The 23,610-nt window shown below is 45.2% G+C and carries 25 protein-coding genes; 19 read left to right on the top strand and 6 right to left on the bottom strand.

The window, feature by feature from the left end; translation table 11 throughout:
* Window positions 1-199 precede the first annotated feature (199 nt).
* From C0Q44_RS18880 to C0Q44_RS18815, 14 genes are all read left to right on the top strand, one after another.
* Window positions 200-1,081: a GNAT family N-acetyltransferase gene (locus C0Q44_RS18880; RefSeq protein WP_105408803.1), complete on the top strand. Its 882-nt coding sequence runs from the start codon at window positions 200-202 to the stop codon at window positions 1,079-1,081.
* A 128-nt stretch (window positions 1,082-1,209) separates the two neighbouring features.
* The gene (locus C0Q44_RS18875) at window positions 1,210-1,677 is read left to right on the top strand and encodes a GNAT family N-acetyltransferase (RefSeq protein WP_105408802.1); all 468 of its coding nucleotides are present in this window, start codon (window positions 1,210-1,212) and stop codon (window positions 1,675-1,677) included.
* Window positions 1,678-1,683: 6 nt separating this feature from the next.
* Window positions 1,684-2,685: a phosphotransferase enzyme family protein gene (locus tag C0Q44_RS18870; RefSeq protein ID WP_258166436.1), complete on the top strand. Its 1,002-nt coding sequence runs from the start codon at window positions 1,684-1,686 to the stop codon at window positions 2,683-2,685.
* 150 nt (window positions 2,686-2,835) lie between these two features.
* Complete coding sequence (locus C0Q44_RS30300; protein WP_181151080.1) at window positions 2,836-3,435, top strand: hypothetical protein; 600 nt, start codon at window positions 2,836-2,838, stop codon at window positions 3,433-3,435.
* 77 nt (window positions 3,436-3,512) lie between these two features.
* Window positions 3,513-4,106, top strand: coding sequence for a C39 family peptidase (locus C0Q44_RS18860; RefSeq protein ID WP_105408800.1), 594 nt, complete (start codon window positions 3,513-3,515; stop codon window positions 4,104-4,106).
* Window positions 4,107-4,355: 249 nt separating this feature from the next.
* Complete coding sequence (locus C0Q44_RS18855) at window positions 4,356-4,661, top strand: hypothetical protein (protein ID WP_181151079.1); 306 nt, start codon at window positions 4,356-4,358, stop codon at window positions 4,659-4,661.
* Between the two features lie 32 nt (window positions 4,662-4,693).
* On the top strand, window positions 4,694-5,611 hold the full coding sequence (locus C0Q44_RS18850; protein ID WP_258166435.1) for a collagen-like domain-containing protein: 918 nt from the start codon (window positions 4,694-4,696) through the stop codon (window positions 5,609-5,611).
* A gap of 454 nt (window positions 5,612-6,065) precedes the next feature.
* Window positions 6,066-6,635 carry a hypothetical protein gene (locus C0Q44_RS18845; protein WP_105408799.1) on the top strand — a complete coding sequence of 190 codons (570 nt, stop codon included), beginning with the start codon at window positions 6,066-6,068 and terminating at the stop codon, window positions 6,633-6,635.
* Window positions 6,636-6,846: 211 nt separating this feature from the next.
* On the top strand, window positions 6,847-7,239 hold the full coding sequence (locus tag C0Q44_RS18840) for a DUF2500 domain-containing protein (protein ID WP_105408798.1): 393 nt from the start codon (window positions 6,847-6,849) through the stop codon (window positions 7,237-7,239).
* Between the two features lie 148 nt (window positions 7,240-7,387).
* Entirely contained in the window at window positions 7,388-8,137 is a 750-nt protein-coding gene (locus C0Q44_RS18835; RefSeq protein ID WP_105408797.1) for an SDR family NAD(P)-dependent oxidoreductase, read from the top strand.
* A 204-nt stretch (window positions 8,138-8,341) separates the two neighbouring features.
* On the top strand, window positions 8,342-10,027 hold the full coding sequence (locus C0Q44_RS18830; RefSeq protein ID WP_146113477.1) for a hypothetical protein: 1,686 nt from the start codon (window positions 8,342-8,344) through the stop codon (window positions 10,025-10,027).
* A gap of 160 nt (window positions 10,028-10,187) precedes the next feature.
* Entirely contained in the window at window positions 10,188-10,610 is a 423-nt protein-coding gene (locus C0Q44_RS18825) for a cell wall hydrolase (RefSeq protein ID WP_105409303.1), read from the top strand.
* An 18-nt stretch (window positions 10,611-10,628) separates the two neighbouring features.
* A complete protein-coding gene (gene gerQ, locus C0Q44_RS18820) occupies window positions 10,629-11,150 on the top strand; it encodes a spore coat protein GerQ (RefSeq protein WP_105408795.1) in 522 nt (173 codons plus the stop codon).
* A gap of 200 nt (window positions 11,151-11,350) precedes the next feature.
* The gene (locus tag C0Q44_RS18815; RefSeq protein WP_105408794.1) at window positions 11,351-12,931 is read left to right on the top strand and encodes a sigma-70 family RNA polymerase sigma factor; all 1,581 of its coding nucleotides are present in this window, start codon (window positions 11,351-11,353) and stop codon (window positions 12,929-12,931) included.
* A gap of 142 nt (window positions 12,932-13,073) precedes the next feature.
* On the opposite strand, the gene C0Q44_RS18810 is transcribed toward C0Q44_RS18815, so the two are convergent.
* Both C0Q44_RS18810 and C0Q44_RS18805 read right to left on the bottom strand, forming a co-directional pair.
* Window positions 13,074-13,295, bottom strand: coding sequence for an alkaline phosphatase (locus tag C0Q44_RS18810; RefSeq protein WP_105408793.1), 222 nt, complete (start codon window positions 13,293-13,295; stop codon window positions 13,074-13,076).
* 9 nt (window positions 13,296-13,304) lie between these two features.
* The gene (locus C0Q44_RS18805; protein ID WP_181151078.1) at window positions 13,305-13,844 is read right to left on the bottom strand and encodes an alkaline phosphatase; all 540 of its coding nucleotides are present in this window, start codon (window positions 13,842-13,844) and stop codon (window positions 13,305-13,307) included.
* 297 nt (window positions 13,845-14,141) lie between these two features.
* Here C0Q44_RS18805 and C0Q44_RS18800 point away from each other — a divergent pair, with 297 nt between their 5' ends.
* Both C0Q44_RS18800 and C0Q44_RS18795 read left to right on the top strand, forming a co-directional pair.
* Window positions 14,142-15,458 (top strand): hemolysin family protein, encoded by a 1,317-nt coding sequence (locus tag C0Q44_RS18800; protein ID WP_105408791.1) that lies wholly within the window; start codon window positions 14,142-14,144, stop codon window positions 15,456-15,458.
* Window positions 15,459-15,813: 355 nt separating this feature from the next.
* The gene (locus C0Q44_RS18795) at window positions 15,814-16,320 is read left to right on the top strand and encodes a hypothetical protein (protein WP_105408790.1); all 507 of its coding nucleotides are present in this window, start codon (window positions 15,814-15,816) and stop codon (window positions 16,318-16,320) included.
* Between the two features lie 2 nt (window positions 16,321-16,322).
* On the opposite strand, the gene C0Q44_RS18790 is transcribed toward C0Q44_RS18795, so the two are convergent.
* The 4 genes from C0Q44_RS18790 to C0Q44_RS18775 all read right to left on the bottom strand — a co-directional run bounded on the left by C0Q44_RS18790 (window position 16,323) and on the right by C0Q44_RS18775 (window position 20,640).
* A complete protein-coding gene (locus C0Q44_RS18790) occupies window positions 16,323-17,270 on the bottom strand; it encodes a hypothetical protein (protein ID WP_105408789.1) in 948 nt (315 codons plus the stop codon).
* On the bottom strand, window positions 17,248-17,838 hold the full coding sequence (locus C0Q44_RS18785; RefSeq protein WP_105408788.1) for an RNA polymerase sigma factor: 591 nt from the start codon (window positions 17,836-17,838) through the stop codon (window positions 17,248-17,250). The genes C0Q44_RS18790 and C0Q44_RS18785 overlap by 23 nt, the downstream gene beginning before the upstream one ends.
* 248 nt (window positions 17,839-18,086) lie before the next feature.
* Entirely contained in the window at window positions 18,087-19,319 is a 1,233-nt protein-coding gene (locus tag C0Q44_RS18780) for an aminopeptidase (RefSeq protein ID WP_105408787.1), read from the bottom strand.
* An 88-nt stretch (window positions 19,320-19,407) separates the two neighbouring features.
* On the bottom strand, window positions 19,408-20,640 hold the full coding sequence (locus C0Q44_RS18775; protein ID WP_105408786.1) for an aminopeptidase: 1,233 nt from the start codon (window positions 20,638-20,640) through the stop codon (window positions 19,408-19,410).
* A 430-nt stretch (window positions 20,641-21,070) separates the two neighbouring features.
* Between C0Q44_RS18775 and C0Q44_RS18770 the strand changes: the two genes are divergently transcribed.
* From C0Q44_RS18770 to C0Q44_RS18760, 3 genes are all read left to right on the top strand, one after another.
* Window positions 21,071-21,343: a hypothetical protein gene (locus tag C0Q44_RS18770; RefSeq protein WP_374955116.1), complete on the top strand. Its 273-nt coding sequence runs from the start codon at window positions 21,071-21,073 to the stop codon at window positions 21,341-21,343.
* A gap of 182 nt (window positions 21,344-21,525) precedes the next feature.
* Window positions 21,526-22,335, top strand: a complete 810-nt coding sequence (locus C0Q44_RS18765) for an MBL fold metallo-hydrolase (protein ID WP_105408785.1) — start codon at window positions 21,526-21,528, stop codon at window positions 22,333-22,335.
* 168 nt (window positions 22,336-22,503) lie between these two features.
* Window positions 22,504-23,514 carry an aldose 1-epimerase gene (locus tag C0Q44_RS18760; RefSeq protein WP_105408784.1) on the top strand — a complete coding sequence of 337 codons (1,011 nt, stop codon included), beginning with the start codon at window positions 22,504-22,506 and terminating at the stop codon, window positions 23,512-23,514.
* The last annotated feature ends 96 nt before the right edge of the window (window positions 23,515-23,610 follow it).

Here is a 23,610-nt window from a genome sequence, read left to right as displayed (position 1 = left end):
GAAGGTGACAATAGGTGGAACCCTTACTTTATTCTTTCATCAGGGGCAATCGTAGGTTTGTGGTAGTATTATTTGAGAATATGGATACTGATCCAGATCCGACACATGTCATCTATGATTTTGCAGAAGCATTCTAGTACAAAGGAATAGACGCTCTTGAGATAGCTTTAAAAGCAGACTATTTATGGGGGATTTTAAAATGAAAATCGATTTTAGAAATTTTGATGATTCTTATTATGATCAAGTGTGTGATTTTTTGATTGAATTATCTAAGGACGATCGTACTCATATTAATTGGAATTGGGCAAGATGGGAGTGGATGTTTTTCCATCCCGATTTTAACCATGACCTGATGGACAAGATTGGCTTGTGGTATTGTAATGACGAGTTAGTTGGTTTAGCAACCTTTGATCACTATTTCGGTGAAGCCTTCTTTGCAGCTAAACCAGGATATGAAGAATTACAAAATGATATATTAGAGTATACCACTGCGAATTTTAGTAATGAACATGGTTTGGGGATTGCAGTGAACGACAAGGATACGCATATGTTAGATTTATTGCACAGTAAGAAATATGCAGCGAACGACATGACTGAAAACATACTTGAACTCACACTATCGAGTGTTAGTCTGGACTATACAATCCCTGAAGACATAACCGTAAAGAATATGGATATAGAAAATGACTTATATAAGCTCCATCATATGTTATGGAAAGCATTTGACAACGAAGGATCTGTACCAGTGGACGATGCTACTATGAGTAAGCAAAAAACAATGATGTCCGCAAGAAATATGAATCCTTTCCTACATATCGTTGCTGAAAATGAAGAGGGGGAATATGTTGCTTACTGCGGCTTATGGTACAGTCCAAAAACAGATTATGTTTACGTTGAACCTGTATGTACCCTTCCAGAGTATCGGAAAAAGGGACTCGGTAAAGCAGTGATTTTGGAAGCCTTGAAGAGAGGCCGCTCCTTAGGTGCTGAAAAAGCGTATGTTATTTCGGACAGTCCATTTTACAAGTCGTTAGGCTTCCAACAGCATTCACACTATACTTTTTATTGGCATAAGGATTAGAAGAAAGAATCATGATGAAGCAGATTGAAAGTCACTTTAATTTGAGCGACTAAATAAATATGTAAGCGTATTAATTGGCGGTTCTTACTGAGCCGTATTCTAATTGATAGGTTTTGAGGAGACGAGTTATGCCACACACGATTAGAATAGCTAATAAAAATGATATTGATGGACTATGCTCCATAAGGAATAACAAGGATTTATTTATGTTGTATCTGACTCAGCAAGAGAATAAAGAAACAATATTGGTAGTAGCTGAGAAGGAGAATCTCTTACTGGGGTTCGGCGTTCTACGTTTAAAAGGGGCACGGTTTCCCAAGTTAAGCGATTTGTATGTTAAAGAAGTGTACCGTGGTAAAGGTATAGGGTCAGCATTGATTCATTATAGAGAACGTCTTGCTTTAGAGTTAAGTTTCACTGAAATGTACGTTAGTGTTGATCCTGTTGAAAACCCCAAAATGATTAAGCTTATCTCTAAGCATGGTTATTCTGCTATTTCAGAACCGTATTCAAAAGATGCTATATATTACAATGAAGATGGCTCAGGTTATGAGAAGACCTATACAAGGATTGATTTTAAAAAGATACTGAGTTAGGCAGGGATGAATGCTATGGAGCAATATGTAAAAGAGCTTATGAATGACCAAATACTTGCGGATGCAGCGAAATCTTATGGACTGGGCTTACTTGATTTAAAATATATCGGTGGTTTTCAAAACTTCGTTTATGAATATGAAAGAAATGGTACAACATATATACTGAGAATCACTCATAGCTCTCACCGTTCTTCAGATCGCGTAAAAGGGGAGCTGGAGTGGGTTCAGTATCTTTATACTAATGGAGTGTCTGTCAGTAAACCAATCGTGTCCAAGCATGACAGATTTGTGGAAACGTTAGAACTGGATAACTCTTACATGATAATCACTTCATTTGAAAAAGCTTCAGGAAATAAGATTTTTTATCCCGAGTGTATGAATAACGATTCTCTCTCAGAAATGTGCGGGGAAATAACGGGTCAGATTCATACATTATCAAGAACCTATGTCCCAAGTAAAAAAGAAATCACACGCCATAATTGGACTGAAAACGCTTATTTGAAAGGTATGAAGAAATTCATCCCCTCGAATCAGATCCTGGTGTTCGCAAGTTTCGAGCAGGTCACTAGCCAAATTAATGGTTCAAAAAAAGATGATACATACGGGCTTATTCATGGGGATATCAATGTAGGAAACTTCTTTATCGATGATGTTAAAATGACGCTTTTTGATTTTGATGAATGCCAATATAGTTGGTACGAAGAAGATATCGCCATTCAGATTTTTTATATGGTTTATGTGGTGCTTAATGATTCAAAAGCTGAGCGAAATGCCCAAGCCAGAAGATTTTTGAAGTGTTTTCTAAGAGGATATGAACGATACAATAGAATGGATCATCAATCATTAAATAACTTGGTTTTATTTCTCAGATTAAGGGAGCTTATCGTTTATATCGGGATGTACCGGAGCTTTGACTTTTCCAATTTGAATGATTGGACAAGAACTTACCTTTCAGAAAGTCAGGAAAGGCTTGAAAATGGAGTGCCGATCGTAGAAGGACTCTTTTGAATACAGGGGAGCAAACTATTCAGTCGTGAGTCCCAAAAGCTAATTCTAGTATTGGTTATACAAGAAGCTATACTAGCGTACCACAGGGAGGTTAAAGTTTGAATTTGGCTAGGGAATTCAAGCGGCTTGAAACTGTTCGTAGTCTTGTTCATGAAATGCTTCTTGAGAATATTCCCAACAATCAGGGTGCGTGGGTCTATCTTTTTGGTGTTTCTAACTTTGCTTCCATACTTGCTGCGATCTATTTTTTATCAAGAAGATATACATCTGAACCATGGCTCATACGAAGAAATTATAAAAGATGCCATTCTCATGCAGTTGTATTTCCAGAATCCAGGCGACAGCTTAACCAGGATAGAGTTCATTGATATGGATATCATCAATAATGTAGATTGGCAGATTGCCAAAGAGAATTGGTTACGGATTGCTTATAGCATATCGTTAAGCGGCCGAGGGACGATTTTATGTGGAACAATGGTGCCGGAAAACATTGCATCGTCCGAGTATAAAGATCAGTTTGATCGAATTCTATACGTTAACTTGCATTGTGATGATGTTACCAGAGAGTCGCGTTTAAGAGCCAGGGGGTGGGATGAGAACCTGATTGAAGATCACAAAAATTTTGCCAACTGGTTAATTCAGAACTCAGAAACTGCATTTGATCCGGCCATGTCAACAATCCATTCCACGGAACTTTCAGCAGAAGAAGCCGCCGAGCAGATTAAAGAATGGGTTTGGAAGAACTGGTGATGGGGTCGCTGTTCTATTTCGAGAATAGATAAAGTAGTACAATATCAATTAGGAACATACAAAGGGGAAGTTATAAAATGATATCCAATGTCGTGCTGTGGTTGATCATTCTTGGGGTAATCGCCCTTTATTTTAGTTTTCCCAAGAAAGATTACATGTACAGTGTCCAGGTGCCAACTACATATCATATTCAATCTCCCAATCGAATGGATATTCAGAATAACTATGAATGCGCTGCGTTCTCCAGTGCGTATGTTTTGAGACATTTTGGTATCGAGTCAGACGGTCCGAGGCTCTACGAAAGATATCCCCGCAAATTACTGGATGGGACGGTATATCCCAAGGCGGTCGTTGTATTTTTTAGGAAGCTTGGATATCAGGCAACGTACTTGCGTGGCAATGTGAATTCATTGAAGAAGCGTATAAGCCAAGGGGTACCTGTTATTATTTTTATCAAAGTACATCCCAAACAACGTTATTTACATTTTGTTCCTGTTGTTGGTTATGATGAAACGCATCTCTACTTGGCTGATTCGTTGAGCCATACCATCAACTGTGATGAAGAACATTACAATCGAAAAATGAGCATAAGTGAACTGGAACCGCTTTGGAAGACGTGGTTACCTTTTTCCAAAAACTCGTATATCGTTGTAGACGCGAAGCAGATTTAAGATGGCTCTCTTTCATGGGAACATGATATTTGCTTTTAACGAACTAATCGGCTTTATTCGGAACGTCTGCGTGGTTAAATCATGCAACTCATGCCCAAATGGCATGAGTTTTTTTTTTGGCAGTTGCTACAGATTTTATTGTTTTCACTGAAAATCAGCGGAGTTTTTTAATTAAATTGGTTGTTCGTCCACGCATCTATTCATCTACATACGTACGTTAAACTATGTCTATAGGGAGGTGTCCACACTGTGAGTCATTCAGAAGTGAAGAAGCATATGAAGAGAAAAAAGGCAACAGTATGTCCGTGCAAAGTTAAAAGAAAAGAACGCCGATTGAAAGTGGTTAAAAAGTTCGTTCAAGTAAAATGTCCGCCTCCAGAAGTGAATATATCTACCCCTACTGTTGTTGGGCCAACAGGACCACAAGGTATACAAGGCGTACAGGGTATACAAGGTAAACAAGGAGTGGAAGGGCCACCCGGAGCTCAAGGACCAGCGGGGGGCCACCTGGACCACAAGGACCTCAGGGACAGCCTGGTCCCGCTGGAGCAGTAGGCTCTCAAGGACCGGTGGGGCCTGCTGGACCGGTGGGAGCTCAGGGGATTCCGGGAGAAGCAGGTGCTGTAGGGCCACAAGGTGCGCAAGGTAACCCAGGACCTGCCGGAGCCATCGGACCACAAGGTTTCCCAGGCCCCGCTGGGACGACAGGCGCGACAGGAGCAGCAGGTCCAGCAGGAGCGGTAGGTCCCGCTGGAGCAGTAGGCCCGGCAGGTGCAATAGGAGCGGTAGGTCCAGCAGGTCCAGCAGGTGCAACAGGAGCGGTAGGTCCCGCTGGAGCAGTAGGCCCGGCAGGTCCAGCAGGTGCAACAGGAGCGGTAGGTCCCGCTGGAGCAGTAGGCCCAGCAGGTCCAGCAGGTGCAACAGGAGCGGTAGGTCCCGCTGGAGCAGTAGGCCCGGCAGGTCCAGCAGGTGCAACAGGAGCGGTAGGTCCCGCTGGAGCAGCAGGCCTGGCAGGTGCGACAGGAGTAGCTGGTCCCGCTGGAGCCACAGGAGCTACAGGTGCGACAGGAGCAGCCGGAAGCGTACTGGGATTCGCTGACTTTTTCGCACTGATGCCACCTGATAATGCTGCAACGGTTGCTCCCGGTACTGATGTAAGCTTTCCTCAGGATGGGCCGACAAGTGGAACAACTATCGCACGCACGGGGCCTAGTTCATTCAATCTGGCAGCCATTGGTACGTATCAGATTTTGTTCCAGGTGAGCATCAATGAAGCGGGTCAATTAATCTTAACTCTCAATGGGGCAGATCTGGCTCCCACAGTAGTTGGGCGAGCAACGGGAACGTCTCAGATTGTTGGTATGGCTTTGGTGCAGACAACCGTGATTAATTCTATTCTGACCGTTCGGAACCCGGCTGGTAATGCTACTGCATTAACAATCACGCCACTTGCGGGCGGAACAAGACCTGTATCGGCACATCTTGTGATCACACAATTAGCATAAGTTCGTTAACAGCCTAGGCTAATTGTCCTTTGTTTATTAAATATACATCCACAATGGGTTTGCTTGAACTGAGATAACAGTCTTTCCTTGAAGCTGTTATCTCAGTTGGAGCGGATAATGCTACAGGAATAACACGACTGAACCGTTCACAATCGTTTGATGTGTGGGAAAAGGTGTCCACGAATCCAGAAATGATGAAAATGAGAAAGTATGACATTGCTACATATCGGACTCCATTTGGTCTGTTGATTTTGTTGCTCAAATATTTAATTGGATAACTGGTCAGCTTGTATGGGGAATGGAGCCGTAAGAAGGTAAGAATAGGGGGTGGACCGGGGATTACACCCTAAGCCAGCCCTTTTTGTTTTGTGAGGCATGGCAAAAACGTCACCACTAATTATTTTTTTTATTAAAAAATATGATAAAATATTGGAGAAACATCAGAGGTGAGTACATGAAGAATGGACACTGGAGTAAAATAACATGGGTTATTGCGGCATTATTATTAATCATGATCACGGCTTGCAGCAATAGCAAATTCAATCCAAACGAATTTTCAGAACAGGATATGGCTGTGACGAAGACCGACAGTGAGGATAAGATTACGTATGGAATGAGTCAGGAAGAGGCGGAGAAAATCCTCGGTGAGGGAACATCAACCGGTGTGGGTCAATCATATCAATACAATAACGGGATCACGATTGGCTATAGGGATGCCAAAGTCGTTAGTATCATCTTGAATAAGGACTCGAAAGAGTACTTCAAGACGGCTCGCGGGACTGAGGCGGGGATGACACATCAAGAGATTCTCAATCTGTATGGCAAAGAACATGTTTTAGTCGAATCTGAACGTAATATCGATTATGCCTATCATATTCAGAAGGAAACATTCCTGGATGAAAAGTCGCTGCAAGCGGAAAAAGATGATTTGGCTATCTATCGTGCATCGTTCATACTGACAAAAGAAGGACAGGTCAATCAGGTTATATTGTTGGATCATCGATTTGCAACAACCTTTAAGTAAAAACATGGCTGCTAGGTATATAGGGTATTAGATAATGAAATAGTATTTATTTTCGTATGAAGCAACCCTTCGGTATTCTGCCGGAGGGTTTTTCCCTTCACACCGTTCGATTTCAATCCGGATAACAAGTTCCTTGTTTACGTGCATATACATTTACAGGAGACGGGTCAAGACTCCGGCTGTCCTAAGTTGTATGAACGGAGGGAGAGACATGGGCATTGAATCATCCTGGATGTTTGATTTGTTTGGAACCGTCTTTCCGGTTGTATTTGTTCTGATTATAGGTATAGTCCTTCTGTCGATGGGAAAAGAGGTATGGAGGTGGGGACGCAACAACTCGGAGCCGCTATTGACCGTACCTTCACGAATCACCAGCAGACGGATGAAGATGAGCCAGTCGCAATCTGAACCAGGCAGTACAGCACGAACCTTATATTACGTCACCTTTGAAGTAGAAAGTGGAGATCGGCTCGAATTCAAAGTCAATGGCGAAGAGTATGGTTTGTGCGCGGAGGGGGACGAAGGACGGCTCTCGTTCAAGGGAACGCGTTACATAGGCTTCGAGCGATATAATCGCTTATATTCCGAACGCCTACGCGGTTAAACCGAACAGCTTGCGCCAGGATGGCGTGAGTTTTTTTTGATTATTTGCTGGACAAGCGTTTCTTAATGGCCCTAACGTGTTTTTATATAAGAAGAGGCTCAATTGAGATTAGAATTGAAGGATCATTACCATAGAGGAGGTAATCTATATGTCATTTACAGATCAGGTCGTTGTTGTAACCGGTGCTGCTCAAGGGATAGGACGAAGTGTAGCCGAGGCTTATGCGGTCGCCGGGGCCAAGGTTGTACTTGCCGATTACAAAGAAGCAGAGGGTGCGGCAGCCGCAGCTTCCATTCGCAATGAAGGCGGAGAAGCCATCTTTGTTCAATGTGATGTTCGCAACGAGCAGGATATTACGAACCTTTTTCGTACCACCATGGAGGAATTTAAGCAAATCGATGTACTGGTGAATAACGCAGGGCTTGCGAAATGGAAATCGCCCTATGAGTTAACGCTGGAAGAATGGGACGATGTGCTCAATACCAATGTGAGAAGTTGCTTTTTGGCGAGTCGGGAAGCAGCCAAACATATGAAAAACAATGAACATGGGGGTGCCATTGTGAATATGGCTTCTACCCGTGCGCTGATGTCTGAGCCGGATACTGAAGCCTATGCCGCATCCAAAGGTGCGATCGTTGCTCTGACACATGCGATGGCAGTCTCACTTGGTAAGGATCAAATTCGGGTCAATTGTATCAGTCCGGGATGGATTGAGACTGGAGATGTGTCCAAACTGAAAACGGAGGACCATGAACAACATCCATCGGGCCGGGTTGGGATTCCTTCGGATATCTCCCGTGCTTGTCTGTATTTATCCGATCCAGCCAATACCTTTGTCACGGGGACTAACCTCGTAATTGATGGAGGCATGACCCGAAAAATGATATATGAGGACTAGAACCGGGATCAATCCGAGCGAGTCCCGTCGCAACTCCATTTAAGAGCAATAAGCCCAAGTTAAGCACTTGGGCTTATTTGTTTTTGATAACTCGGTTGCTATAATGAATGAGATTTTACAACAGAACAGGAATGGAGGGAGTATATGTTCGGGAAACCAACCCGGAAGGTGTTTTGGCTGTTACTGCTGATTGGAGGGATGATAATGATTGGGTCCAAGTCACCTGCTGAAGCAGACGGCGCGGATATACGGGCGGCCTGGGTATGGCAGGCGCAGTCGATTAGCAACGGAGACGAGCTGCTGAATAACGCAGCTAAACATAAGATAAACAGACTGTATGTGAATGTAGATATGACACTCTCCAAGGAGGTGTACCAGACGTTTATCGCCAAAGCCAGCCGTGTGGGTATTGCGGTTGAAGCGCTTGGCGGAGATCCATCCTGGGCGGTTAGTGGCCGCGAAGGACCAATGCTTCGTATGGCCTCATGGGTGAATGACTACAATCAGGCTGCTGAGCCTAATGAGCGATTCGATGCTCTTCATTTGGATATCAAGCCCTATGTTCTGCCAGCCTGGGCTAAGGATGCCAGAGCGCTGGTTCAATCTTGGACAACCAATATGAACCTGTTGTTAGAGCAAGTGGAACAGAATGGTGGTATGAACGTTAATGTGGATTTGCCCTTTTGGCTGGATTCGTACACCGTAACAGGGAATAGAACTTCGGAGGATACAGATAACGAATCATTGTCACGTTGGTTTATGGATCGGGTAGATCATGTCACTTTACTGGCTTACCGTGATAGTGCACAAGGCAACAATGGCATCATCCGTTTAATTGAACAGGAAATGGAATGGGCGGATGCCAGTGATGCAAGTGTCACAGTTGGAGTGAACACCAAACCCATGCCTGGCGAAGAGTTCACGACCTTTGCCGGTAAAGGGACAACGCAGCTGGAAAGTGTTATTGAAGAGGTTGCTTCCGCATTCAGTGACCACAGTTCCTACGCGGGCATTGCTGTACACGACATCGTATACTGGGGACAACTGGAGCCGGCAGAAGTGCCATTACCGGAGAATCCATCCAAGCAACCAGAGATCCGGGGAACGTATATATGGGAAGCCTCACAAGTGACCAATGACGGAGGAGAGCACATTCTGGAGTTTGCCAGAGAGCAGGATATCAACTGGTTATATGTTAGGTTGGATCTGGATCAGCCGTATTCCAGTTATCGCAGTTTTGTGAAACGGGCTACAGCTCAAGGCATTGAAATCCATGCGATGGGTGGACACCCGATCTGGGGCAAGGAGGAGAATCGTCCACGGATACAGCGCCTGATTGATTATGTGAAAAATTATAATGCTGAATCCGAGCCTGACGAGCAATTTGAAGGGATCCATCTGGATATTGAACCATATACTTTGCCGGAATGGGAGAGTAATCGGGATACATTATTGACTGAATGGGCTGCCAACATTGCTTATTTCCAGGAAGAGACGAAGAAGGACAGCCATCTGGAAACGAGTGCAGATCTTGCTGTATGGCTGGATAGCTTCGCGTTGCCAGGAAAAGATACATCGGTAGCAGAGTATATGATTAAGACGCTCGATCATGTATCTCTGATGGCTTTTCGTAACATGGCCGAAGGTTCCAATGGTATTGCTGCTGTCGTGAGTCAGGAGATGGAAATTGCTGATCGACTGGGAAAACGACTGTTGATTTCGGTAGAGATGAAGGAGAATCACGAAGGCCATCATATCTCATTTTACCAAAAGGGTGCAGCAGAGATGGAAACTCAACTGGCCAAGTTGCCTGACCTGCTGGCTGATTATCAGGCTTACCAAGGCAACATTGTTCATGCCTATGATTATTGGATCGAAGCCAAGCCTTGAACAGGCGGATATTATTAGAAAGGAATTGCTTCGGAACCTCCCTTTGGGAAAGGTTCCGGGCTTTTTTTTATGGAAAAAAGATGGAATCGTGTCACCGAATGGGCTCCTGCACAATACGATGTACGGAGATGAACAGCTGAAACAAGGGAGGAAACAGACTATGGCTGTTATTAAAGCCAACTCAGAGGACGTCAAGCTATTGGCTAGGCTGATGAGGGCGGAGGCTGAAGGTGACGGCGAACAGGGCATGCTGCTGGTGGGCAATGTAAGTGTGAACCGAGTGCTTGTAGATTGTCTGGACTTTAAGGATATTCGCGACATCAACAGTATGGTTTTCCAGAATCCAGGAGGCTACGAGTCAACACAGAAGGGTTACTTCTACCAACGGGCAAGACAGTCCGAGATTCGTCTAGCACAGCGGGTGATCAATGGAGAGCGTTTCTGGCCAGCCAGCAATTCATTGTGGTTCTTCCGACCTGTGGGTGAGTGTCCGGAAACGTGGTATAACCAGCAAAATACAGGACGTTTCAAAGCGCATTGTTTCTTCAGTCCTTCAGGCGAAGACTGTCCGGAAGTATATTAAATTTGGGGAGGAATCACTATGATTAATCAGCCTTATCAACCTACGACTCAAACGTTGGGTCAACAAGCTAATTCTCAGGTTCTAGGTCAACAAGCCAATTCTCAGGTTCAAGGTACGTCTTACAAAATCGGTAACGGAATGCCTACTATGTCACCGACGCCAGGTATGGTATCTCCAAGTTCAACAAGTGTGCCCCCGCTCGTATCCAGTGGAAGCCCAATGACACCAACGGGTGCAGTGATCACAACCACGGCTCCGCAATTCGAACAATCCTACATTGAGAATATTTTGCGTCTGAACCTCGGGAAATTCGGTACGTTCTACATGACATACGAAGGTAACAAGGAGTGGAATGCTCGCATTTTCCAAGGGATTATCGAAGCGGCCGGACGTGACCATATTATCATCAGTGACCCGAAGACAGGTAGACGGATCATGCTGTTGATGGTTAACTTCGACTATGCTACGTTTGATGAGCCATTGTTATATCAATATCCGGGTGTCGTAGGCAACTATCCGCAAGCGCCAAGCAGACGTTAATCGATACATTACGGAATTGGCTTGAACATGGATGGGATTAACACATAATGAAATACTGGCTGTCCTGAATGTGGAGATGCTCCGCATTCAGGACAGCTTTTACATATATAATTAGAGTCAGACGTAACCTTTTGTTGATAACGTGGCACTTATAGATGAGCAGAACAAGCAACATGCATATACGAAAGGAGTCCATTGCATTGAAGTCATGGATTGAAGGAGCAATGAAGGGTGAACCGGAAGCTTACGCACAACTGGTAGGCCAGTATCGCGGCATGGCTCTGGCAGTAGCCTTTCACCGATTGGGAGATCTGTTTTTGGCAGAAGATGTCGTACAGGAAGCGTTTACCGAGGCCTTTGGCAATCTGTCCAAGCTTGAGGACGCCGAAGCTTTTCCCGGATGGTTCAAGGTCATTGTGGAGAGGCAATGTTACCGCTGGCTAAGGCGCAAGCAACATGCCATGATTCCAGTTCAAAAGCTGGAGCATGTATTTCAGGAAGACGACCAGGCGCATAATCCAGAAGCGCAAGCCATGCGAAACGAGATGTATCGTACACTGCGTGACTCCGTAGCAACGCTGCCCGCATCAATGCGGATGGCTGTTGAACTATTTTATTTGGAAGGATACTCACTCAAAGAAATGTCGGATTTCCTCGGAGTTAATGTTCCTGCGTTAAAGAAACGACTGTTCGATGCCCGATCCAAACTCAAGCGTTCGATACCTGTAAGGAATCTGGCAACGATGTTCAATGACCTGTATGAAGGAGGAAAAGATATGCTTCACATTATGAATGGGGATCACGCCGCTAATCGTCTCAGAGAGAGTGGAATTCAGGGAGACATCCTGGTATGGAGAGAATTGTATACATTCGGTCCGGTAACCAGGGATATGAAGGAGGCGAAGGTGCGGAAGAATCGCGCAGCCATACTGGAGCAGCAGTTGGGCATTCCACAGACGGAATATTTGCAGATTAATGAGCTTGAACGCAAGCTACACTCGTTTCACCAATACAAGGAGATTGTCTTATGGTTCGAATACGATCTCTATGATCAGACGATGCTATCGTATCTGTTACATTATTTCAGAGGACAAGCGCTCCAGCATACGAATCTGAATCTGCTCTGTATTGACTCGTATCCAGAAATTGAGCAATTTCGGGGGCTAGGTCAACTGACCTCTGTGCAGATCGAAAGTCTGTCCGGAAGTTGGCATGTAATTAACCAAACGGAGCTACAAGCAGGTGCACAGTTCTGGGAAGCCTATACATCGCCGGAACTCCGACATCATCTGGGGTATTTGCAGGCAGAGGCTGCGGTCCTTCCCTTTGCGAACGCTGCGTTCAAGGCTCACTTATCCCGTCTGCCATCGGTATCGAACGGCCTGGGTGTTATTGAACAAACGACGCTGGAATCCATTAAAGCGGGTGTGGGGAGTCCGTATCCCTTGTTTCGCGAGGTAGGGGACAAGCTTCATGTTCTCGGGATAGGTGATCTGGAATACTGGGCACATCTGAAAAGGATGACTGAAGGGCCTCATGCGCTGCTTCAGATGACGGGAGCAACTGCTTTTCCCAATTTCGTGCGGCAAGATGAAGATTTCCGTGACGCAGTCATGTCTCTGACAGAACTTGGTACTCAGGTGCTCCAGGGAGAGGTCGATTGGGCTCTACTGAAGCAGGATGAATTCTGGATTGGCGGGTTGCATAACGAAAGCGGGAAACAGGCAAGGTGGCGCTGGAACCCGGCTTCTGAGACGGCAGTGGAGTTGGAGTCGATCTAGGAATAGTTGGTAAGAGAGCAAGGTTGGAGTTAGAGCTAGAAGCTACAGATAGAGCCTGAATTATAATAGTAAAAGAGAGTATCCAGCTATGCTGAGGCATAGCTGGATACTCTCTTTAGTTGGGTTGGAGGATGTGGCTACATTACTTCGATGCATCCAGTTTTAATGCGGTTACCATTTTACGGAAAACATCCGTATTATCCAGATAGCCTGAGAACAGATGGGACCCCGGTCCTGATGCATTAATGGGTACATCGTCAAAGGTATGAACTTCCTGACCTTCATCATGGGGCAAGTTGCCTGTGTAATGCACACCGTCCGGGTCTTTGTTCGGGTTGGCGATATACCAGGGCTTGTCCTTCACGTTAGGGTCCTAAATGGTTGGACTGATCGGCACCGGATTAGCGAGATAATTCTCATTGTTATCTGGCATGTAGCCCCAACCTACAGCAATCTTCCACTCGGAATCCGGATTGTCCGGAAAACCATCTCCGTCTTCATCCACATATGTCGGGAACTTTGAGTCGGCGTACTTGCCGATTAATTCTCGTAATTCATCCCCCGTTTTTCCTTTGGCAGCTTCGGTATTATACGTCCCGTTAAGGGTAAGGGAATGCCCATGGTCGGATGTGACAATGACGAGAGTGTCGGGGTGTTCCTTGGCGTAGGCTTTAACCCGTCCAACTGTTTGATCAAATTCAATGGCATCCCATACGGAACGTTCAAAATCCATAGAGTGGGCCTGTTTATCAATGGATGCCCCTTCGACCATCAGGAAAAAGCCATTTTTATTCTGACTCAGAACTTGAAGGGCTGTATCCGTCATCTCCATGAGTGTAGGTTGATCTGTATCCTTGCCCACGATATCTGTGTTGTTGGGTTTGGTGTATTCCCTATCATAATATACGCTCATATTTCCTTTACGGAATAATCCAAGCATTGTTGGTAAATCGTTAAAAAAACAGCGTAATCGCTACTTCTGTTAAAGAATTAAGCCATTTGTACCATTTTGTTGTCATAGGACACGGATTGACTGTGTAGTGTAGAATTATATAATAAAAGAAGCATATCATTGTTATCGACCAAACATAGTGGAGGTGGGAACATTGGGAAGTTGAAATTGCATATGAACGGCATAATGGCTAATATCCTACATTTTCGAAGGAGGTGGACCTATTTGCCGAAGAATGACGGCGAATAGGATGAACATTTGAGTGACCCCTTACCGAGTATATTAAATTTAGTAATAATTGGTTTACTTGTATTGATGAATGGTTTCTTTGTGTCGGCGGAATTCGCAATGGTGAAAGTTCGTGGAAGTCGGATTGAGGCTTTGGTGGAAACTGGAAACAAAAATGCAATATATGCTTCCAATATCGTACGCAATATGGACGCATATCTGTCGGCTTGCCAATTAGGTATAACCTTGGCTTCACTGGGACTCGGGTGGCTGGGAGAACCGGCAATTGCACACCTGTTAGAGCCCATGTTTACCGCATTTGGTCTGGGACCAGTCTACGTTCATGGAATTTCTATTGCCATTGCATTTGTAATCATTACGATCCTGCATATTGTACTGGGGGAACTTGCTCCTAAGACAATGGCAATTCGAAAGTCTGAGACGATCACGCTGTGGTCTGCAGCTCTGCTAACGTTCTTCTACAAGTTAATGTATCCATTCATATGGGCACTGAACGGTATGGCTAACGGCTTGTTGAGACTGTTCCGAATGGCACCCGCGTCTGAGATGGACGACGCGCATAGTGAAGATGAATTACGTATTCTGATGAAAGAAAGCAATAAGAGCGGTTTAATTAATAACACTGAATTAGCACTTGTTGATAATATATTTGATTTTACGGATACAACCGCCCGTGAAATTATGATTCCGCGGACGGAAATGATCTGTCTGAATGCTAATCAGTCCATGCTGGAAAATCTCGAAATTGCCAGTGATAGCATGCGAACAAGGTATCCAGTATATAACGGAGATAAGGATCATATTATCGGCTTTATTCATATCAAGGATCTGATGCGATCCCAACTTACGGATACCATCTCCGTGATTCGTCCTATCCTGGCTGTGCCAGATACCACACTGATCAGTGATCTGCTCAAGCGTATGCAGCGTAGCAAGACACAGATTGCTATCCTAATTGATGAATACGGAGGAACCTCCGGCCTTGTCACGCTTGAAGATATTATGGAAGAGATCGTCGGTGAGATTCAGGATGAATTCGATCATGAGCGTCCGGTCATTGAGCAAGTGGATGAGATGGAATACTCCATTGATGGATTGATGCTGATTGAAGAAGTCAGTGAACGATTCGGACTTGAGATGGATCGTGCCGATTACGATACCATTGGAGGCTGGCTCTATTCTAGAGTAGACTCCATACCACCACAGATTGGTCAGTCGGTAGCGTATGGGGGTTATGTCTTTGTCATTCAAGAGACAGAACAGAAGCGGATTTCCCGTGTGAATGTGATTAAGCTGGACCTGATGGTTGAAGGAGAAGGCGCTTAGCCAGTCGAAACAGTAATGAACGAGCTGTATTGTGACGTAATGGTCATCATACAGCTTCTTTGCATGGTCATACATCTTTAGATATAGGATTGACACGATTGGAGTCTAACGGTTATCTTTCACAGTTGCCTGGTTTTTCCTGAACTTGTGAAGACTCAAAGCGTATTTCGTATAGACATTACTCATTCATACGGAGAGAAACAAGTTAAGTTTCAGGTATTCTGGAGATGCAGGGCAAAAATAAAAGACGCCACCGACAAAAATCGGTGCGTCTATTTTTTTTGAAACCTGTTAGCCGTTCCATCCGTTTATACCATTACACAAAATCAAGTATGGAAGTGGAGGATGAATAAATATGCGAAAAATGAATACATGGGGCACATCATCTATACTCAAAATCACCTTGGCTACCCTCTTATCGGTGTCCACATTTCTGACTTTACCTAATGTCGGGTCAGCCCTTGCAAGTCCAATAATCAATGTGACTTCAGGTGCTCGTACAGCTCCACCTCCGCCGGAACCCTCGAATCATATGATGGTTGCTGATTCGAAACATATCTATCAAGCGATCGGTGCAGTGACCCCTGGGGGCGGGCTGTCCGCCATCATCAATACATCGACCACGACATTTAAGGAAATGAAGATACTCTCAGTGAATTATCGACTGGAGCGCTGGACAGGAACAGCATGGGTGACATATAAAAGTGAATCCAAGACCGCGAGCAAAGCACGCTCGCTTAACGCTGAATCAGACTGCACGGTGATTCCAGGATATTATTATCGCGTAATTAGCGTTCATACGGCGAATGATGGAACTGTATCCGAGACAAAAACACATACTTCCAATAACGTGTTATTCTGACATCATCGGGTACTACCGGGAAACTTCTGTACTTGAAAATCGTTGGCAATCGCAATCATCTCTTCTTCCGAGATGGTGCTGAACAGACTCATATTGACGGAACCCATCATCCATTGAATGGAGTTAAAGGGCGGCCCGATGTATATCAGAGCTTCCGTGCCGTCCTCCAGCTTCACCGTGCCGGTTTCGCGCAGCATGAGACCTTCAATAACTTGTCCCGGCATGACATAGGCATAATCGAATTGAATAATCGCTTCATCTTCGCTCTTGCCTTCGCTGGTATAACGAATTCTCATGCGTTTGGATTCGTAATAATTGTCCGGGTTCACCGGATTTTCCGTATCCAGCATAAGTTCGAATGTGACCTCGTTAAACTGCTCGGGAATGACTCTGGATAACAGAAAATCACCCATGAATCCCTGACGTGCAATGTCTTCCGATACAACAACAGGGCGAAGAAGATGATCAGACAGCTCAAATGTAGGCATGTTAAGATCGGGGTCTTCTGTGTAAGAAACCTCATTGGCCCCCGGTTCAGGAGGAGGAGGAGTTTTGGCTGTAGACGGATCAGCCCCCAGCTGAGTCGTGCGATCTTCTATGATAATGGATTTCATGCCGTTGCCCAGATCCTTAATGGATTGAACAAAAGGAGAGACGGCTTGTGTCCCAGAGGGCAGGCTGAATATAACGGCGCCGATGGTAACAGAGGCAGCTACAACAACAGACAGCCGCAAGGTGCGCATTCTTTTTCTGCGTACGCCAATTCTATTAATTTCTTTTTGTACCTTCTGCCAGGATTGTTGCATGGATTCGGTATTGGAAGCGGAGGGGGTAGAGACGGCCTGATGGAAAGCCTCATCAAAAGCCAGATCAAACGCGGCGTCGAAATAGTCGTCTTCCAGCTCTAATTTGAATAGCTCAACGTGATTATCGGACTTGCCTTTGCTCAATGCTTCCACCCCATTCCTTATGTAATTTCTTCTTAATACTGCCACGGGCTCTGAACAAGCGCTGTTTCACAATCTCTTCGGTGGTATCCAGCAACTCAGCCATTTCCCTGTAGGAAAGACCTTCTTTCCAGCGTAGCTCCACCAGAACACGATATTCAGGTTTGAGTTGTCCGAGATAATACTCAATGGATTCTTGCATCATCTGTGTCTCTACCATGCTTTCTACGGAAGCGGACGTCTGATTCCTTGTCTCCATATCTATAAAAACACTGTCCGTATCCAGTTGGTTACGGTTATTTTTATTTTTTCTCAGATAATTAATAGCTGTGTTGCGCGTGACGACCTTGAGCCAGGCTTTCAGTTTGACTTCGTCTTCAAAAACGGGTTTGTTTTTAATGATTTTGATAAAAGCTTCCTGAATGATATCTTCTGCAGCAGCACGTTCCTTAATAATATAAACGATAAGACCATGCACCATATTATAGTATTCGTAATACACTTCTTCCTGAAGTGCAGACCCTAAATTATGGAAATCTGAAGCGAGTAGTAATTGAAGCCGATTGGCCATGATGTTCTCCTTTCTGGTGAACAATCCACAAACATTGGTATCATTACATTTTACAACATAATATGGAAACGATACAATGGGAGGTTGGTCCGAGATAAACCAGATGAGGTGAGCGTGTTCAGCCTCCAGGACAGTTTGCTGAAAATTAATAAAAAGGCTGTCTTGCAACCATGAACATATGGTCGCAAGACAGCCTGAATGACTAATTCAGTGAAAATATATTACGGGGAGAGCTCAACCGTTATCCGTTAGAATGCCCAGTCTCCCTTGAGGAAAATGGCCTCTCGTTCACCGTTTGCCGTAATACCGTAGATGTCCGTCTCAGGAGAGCCCATCATGAAATCCACATGAGTAATGCTGGAGTTCATGCCGCGAGCGGCAAGTTCTTCGGGAGACATCGTCTTGCCACCTTGGATATTAGATGCGTAGGAACTGCCGAACGCAAGGTGACAGGACGCATTTTCATCATACAACGTGGTGTAATACAAGATACCGCTCTCAGAAATCAGAGAATGGAAGGGAACCAGAGCCACTTCGCCAAGGTAATGTGAACCTTCATCCATGGAGATGAGTCTTTCGAGCGTATCCTGACCTTCCTCCGCATGAAAATCAATAATGCGTCCATTCTCGAAGGTGAGTGAGAAACGATCAATGATGCTTCCGCCATAACTGAGCGGTTTGGTGCTGGATACGGTACCGTTGACACCAAGTTTGGCTGGAGCTGTGTATACTTCCTCTGTAGGGATATTCGCTACAAAAGGTGTACCTTGCTCATTCACGCTGCCAGCTTGCGCCCAGATATGTCCCTCAGGAAGTTCAACGGTCAGATCCGTTCCCGGGGAGAGGAAGTGAAGAGCTTGATATTTTTTGTTATTCAATGCAACGGCCTTGGTCTCCAGTCGTTCAATATGCTGTTCCCAAGCCGCCACAGGGTCCTCCAGATCTGCTCTCACCGCAGCAAAAATGGCTTCCCACAGCTGGCTAACCTGCTCGGCTACCGGAAGATCCGGGAATACTTTGGCAGCCCAATCTGGTGAAGGACAAGCTACACCGGTCCAGCTCATTTTGTCTGCCTGTTGATACTGACGGTATTTGGCCATCGCCTGACCGTATGTACGCTGATGGGTCGAGATCCGTTCCGGGTCAATGCCTTTCATCAGGTCTGGACTGGATGACAATACCGTCAGGAAGGCTGCGTTATTGGCTGCCAGTTCTTCAAGCTCCGCTGCATGCCATTTCGGGGGCTCTTGGAAAGATTCCTCAGGAGCCATTTCAAACCGCAATCGATTGACGGTTTCATCACCGTATTTTACAATAACCTGCTTGGCGCCAGCTTCGTATCCCTTGCGCACCAGCAAGCGTACAAATTCAGCGGTATCAATCATCGCACTAATGACAAACACTTGCCCTGGTTGCACGTTTGCGCCTACTCTTACAGCAAGTTCGGCATAACAATCCAGTTTTTGTTCAAAACTTAACATATGCGTTCCCTCCAATGATTGAATTTTGATCTGTTGACACAGGAAAAGAGAGGAGTAATCTCCTCTCTCCTGATCACATCAAACCGTATTAGAACGCCCAGTTACCTTGCAAGAAGATGGCTTCTTCCGTGCCTTCAGACGTAATGCCATGGATGTTCATTTCTCCAGACCCAATCATGAAATCGACGTGAGTAAGGCTGGAATTCATGCCACGCTCAATCAACTCATCTTTGGACATCGTTTTACCACCTTCCAGACAGAAGGCATAGGCATTACCGATCGCCAAGTGATTGGATGCATTTTCATCAAACAGGGTATTGTAGAACAAAATATTCGTATCCGAAATGGGGGACTGATGTGGAACGAGAGCGACTTCACCCAGATAGTGTGAGCCTTCATCCATTTCGATCAGGTTTTTGAGTGCATCGAGACCTTGATCCGCGGTATAGTCAACAATTCGACCGTTCTCGAATGTCAGAGAGAATCCGTCAATCAGGTTGCCGCCATAACTCAGTGGCTTCGTGCTGCGTACTGTGCCGTTAACACCTGTTTTCAGTGGAGCTGTGAATACTTCTTCCGTAGGCATATTGGCAATAAAGACATGCCCTTGCTCGTTCACACTTCCACCGGATACCCAGATATGGCCTTCGGGAAGTTCGATCGTCAAGTCTGTGCCTGGAGCTGTATAGTGGAGCTTTTTGTATTTCTTGTTGTTCAGGAGATCCGCGCGGGAATCGAGGTTCTGCAAATGGATTTTCCATTCGGCCACAGCATCCTGTTCGCCGATCCGCACCGTTTTGAAAATGACATCCCACAGGCGATCCACTTGCTGTGCTTCTGGAAGATCGGGGAATACTTTGGCTGCCCATTCAGGAGAAGGAACGGCTACAATAGACCAGCTGAATTTGTCAGCCATTTGATAAGAACGATATTTCTCCAGCGCTTTGCCGCGCACTTTCTGACTGGTGATGATCCGTTCCTGAGCGACACCGTTCAGCAGATCCGGGTTCTCGGCAATAACGTGCAGTACTGCAGCGCCTTCTTCCACGAGTTCAGTCATTTCAGCTGCCAACCATTTCGGTTCAATGGAGAAGGCCTCATCTGGCGCAAGATCATAATGAAGACGGGTAACGGCTTCATCGCTCCAGTTTACTTTGACCAGTTGGGCACCTTTGCCGTAAGCTGCTTTGACAATCAGTCGTACAAAGTGAGCCGCCGAGATTGGGGCATTAACTACGAGTTTTTGCCCAGGATGCACGTTGACACCAACTTGAACAGCGAGTTCGGCATATTGCTGCAGATTCGTTTCAAAAGTATTCATGCTATTTTTTCCTCCAATGTGATAATAATATTGTAGCATGTTGGCTATTATAGATGTTGTTCAAAAAGTCCGCTTTTGATTACGAAGGATGCCTAGGGCATCATCGACGTCGAATATGGAATTCAGCCGAAATAAGTGGGGGCTTACGAAGGTTGTTTCCTTCGGAAACATTGCGGTTGCTCACATCGTTTATCCTACGCTCCGCTACTCCATTTCTAGCTTCATCCCATCTTCTCGGTACTGAAAACCGACCTTTTTGAACACGCTATTATAATCCTCATTACAGTATGTAAGGACTCAGAATGATTCCTTCATTGAATAAGGTATACGTTGCTACGATATATATTGTACAATTAACCAATAATAATTACCAAACTAGGTTTACCAGAAATATTGTGACCTAGCTGCAGAAGTGAGATTAAAGGAGAGAATGATTGTGAATATTGAAATTATACGTACTGAAATGCGCCGTGAAGGTGAAAAAGGTTATGTGGGTAATACCATTTTCAGCATGGAAGGCGAAAAGTCAGTGTATGAGATTACGTTTATGAGTAAGAACGGGAAAGACTGGGACTACAGTCTGCATTTTACCGAGCAATCCGGTGACGAAGATGAGTTGCTACGTATGGACGAGCTGCTTGTGAATGATGATGATCTTTACAACCAATTACTCGATGCTGCGCTGGAATCATTTCCGGCTTAACTCGCCCGAGATGTTTTGGTTCTATTGTGTCATGTCGAAGATTATACTAGACGGTGTATGCCCGAAACAGGGTGTATGCCGTCTATTTTATTGGAAAATTAGGAATAGATGATCCAGAAAAGGGAAGTCTACGAGATGAACGGAACCAGAGAGACAATCCGCCTAATGGGAGGTAACCGTGAATGGCATCTGACAATCTGATTACAGAAGGGTTGACGGGACTTGAAGAAGTCGCGCCCGATATTCTCAGTCTGCGTACACTATTCGTTAATGTCGTGTTCATCGGAGAGCCAGGAAGCAGGAATTGGGTCCTCGTGGACACTGGAATGGCGAGATTTACAGATCATATTGTTCAGGTTGCAGCAGAACGCTTTCAAGGTCCGCCTTCTGCAATCATTCTGACCCATGGTCACTTCGACCATGTCGGAACGGTAATTGAACTGGAACAATTCTGGGGTGTGCCTGTCTATGCTCATCCGCTTGAGATTCCTTATTTGACGGGATTAAAAGATTATCCGCCGGCAGACCCCTCTGTGGGTGGAGGTCTGATGGCCAGGTTGTCATTCGCCTATCCGAATGAAGCCATTAATCTGGATGATCGGATATTCAGTCTGCCAAATGATCATACCGTTCCAGGCGCATCAGGATGGGAGTGGGTGCACACGCCCGGTCATACCCCGGGACATGTGTCATTGTTTCGGGAAGAGGATCGTTTGCTGATTGCAGGGGACGCCATCATCACGGTGAAGCAGGAATCGCTGTGGAGTGTGTTACTTCAGGACAAACAGTTGCATGGCCCGCCGTCCTATTTCACAACGGATTGGCAGGCAGCCCATCAATCGGTTCAGCAAATAAGGCATCTGGAGCCGAAATTAGCGATTACCGGGCATGGGCATGCCTTGAGCGGAGATATGCTGAGTGAATCCCTGAAACAGCTTGATTTAGAGTTTGAAGAGAGCACTGTACCGGATCACGGCAAATATGTAGATTAATTGAAGCATGATATGAATGGCGACAGAGACAGCCGCATCCGTTTGCAGCTGTCTTTTTTGTGGAATGAACATGAATCTGTTCTCTATCACAGATTGGTATTTTGTGCTCTGACATGATATAGTCGAGCCGTATAATATAACCTTAGTACGCAGGAGGTACATATAACGATGACACAGCAAAATGTAGCATTTGAAGAACAATTTGGAGGCGTACCCGCCGTTTGGCTTCGCTTCAATCAATTTGAAGCGGCAGTTATTCCAAGCGTGGGTGCTAACCTCGTCGCTTTCCGTGATACAGAACAGGGATATCGTTACTTGAGAGAGCCGGATCAGGATAACATGGATGACTTTATGGCTGCGCCTGCAGTCTATGGTATTCCAATTCTATCACCACCAAACCGTTATGAAGATGGTCGTTTCCCTTGGAATGGCAAAGTGTATCAACTGCCAGTGAACGAACCCGCTACAGGCAACCATTTGCATGGATTCTTACATGATGCGGAGTGGAAGGTAGAAGGTTATGGATCTGACGAGCTGGAGAGCTATGTGCTGCTTAGCCAGGATGTGAAAGAAGGACATACATTCCACAAGTACCTGCCTTTTACATTCACGGTAACGCTTCGTTACTCACTCAGCAGTCTGGGACTGCAACAACAATTGATTGTTCGTAATAACGGGAAGGAATATATGCCTAACCTGTTTGCTTTCCACACGGCGATCAAAGTACCGTTTGCACCGGATAGTCAAGCCTCCGATTACACGGCAAAAATTACGATCGGACAACGTCGTGAATTAAATGAACGTTCTCTGCCAACAGGACAATTTCAACCGCTTACACCAGAGGAAGAGCAATTAAAGAAAGACGGTGTTAATCCGTTCTTCGAAGCCATGGATAATCATTACACCGCAGAGCCTCAGAACGGACGTAACTATATGGAACTTACGGATCAACGTACCGGAGACAAACTTGTGTATGATGTGGGTACATCCTACAAACATTGGATGATCTGGAACAATGACATGGGAGGCGAATTCTTCTGTCCTGAACCTCAGATGAATCTGGTTAACGCTCCGAATGTGCAAGGCATCCCGGCGGAGGAAATGGGATTGATCGGTTTGCAGCCAGGTGAATTATTCGAACAGACTAGCCGACTGTATCCAATTGCGGCACAAAAATAAACTTATGCTCGTTTTGCGTTGCGCTTACAATTTTGTCGAAAAGGTGAAAACCTGCTCGTAAATCATGTATAATATGACGAGATAGACACGCTTTGT

Origin of the sequence: Paenibacillus sp. PCH8 (assembly GCF_002968835.1) — a bacterium.
Classification (GTDB): Bacteria; Bacillota; Bacilli; order Paenibacillales; family Paenibacillaceae; genus Paenibacillus.
The sequence above is the reverse complement of the archived record's forward strand: the minus strand, read 5'-3'. Positions and strand labels throughout refer to the sequence as shown.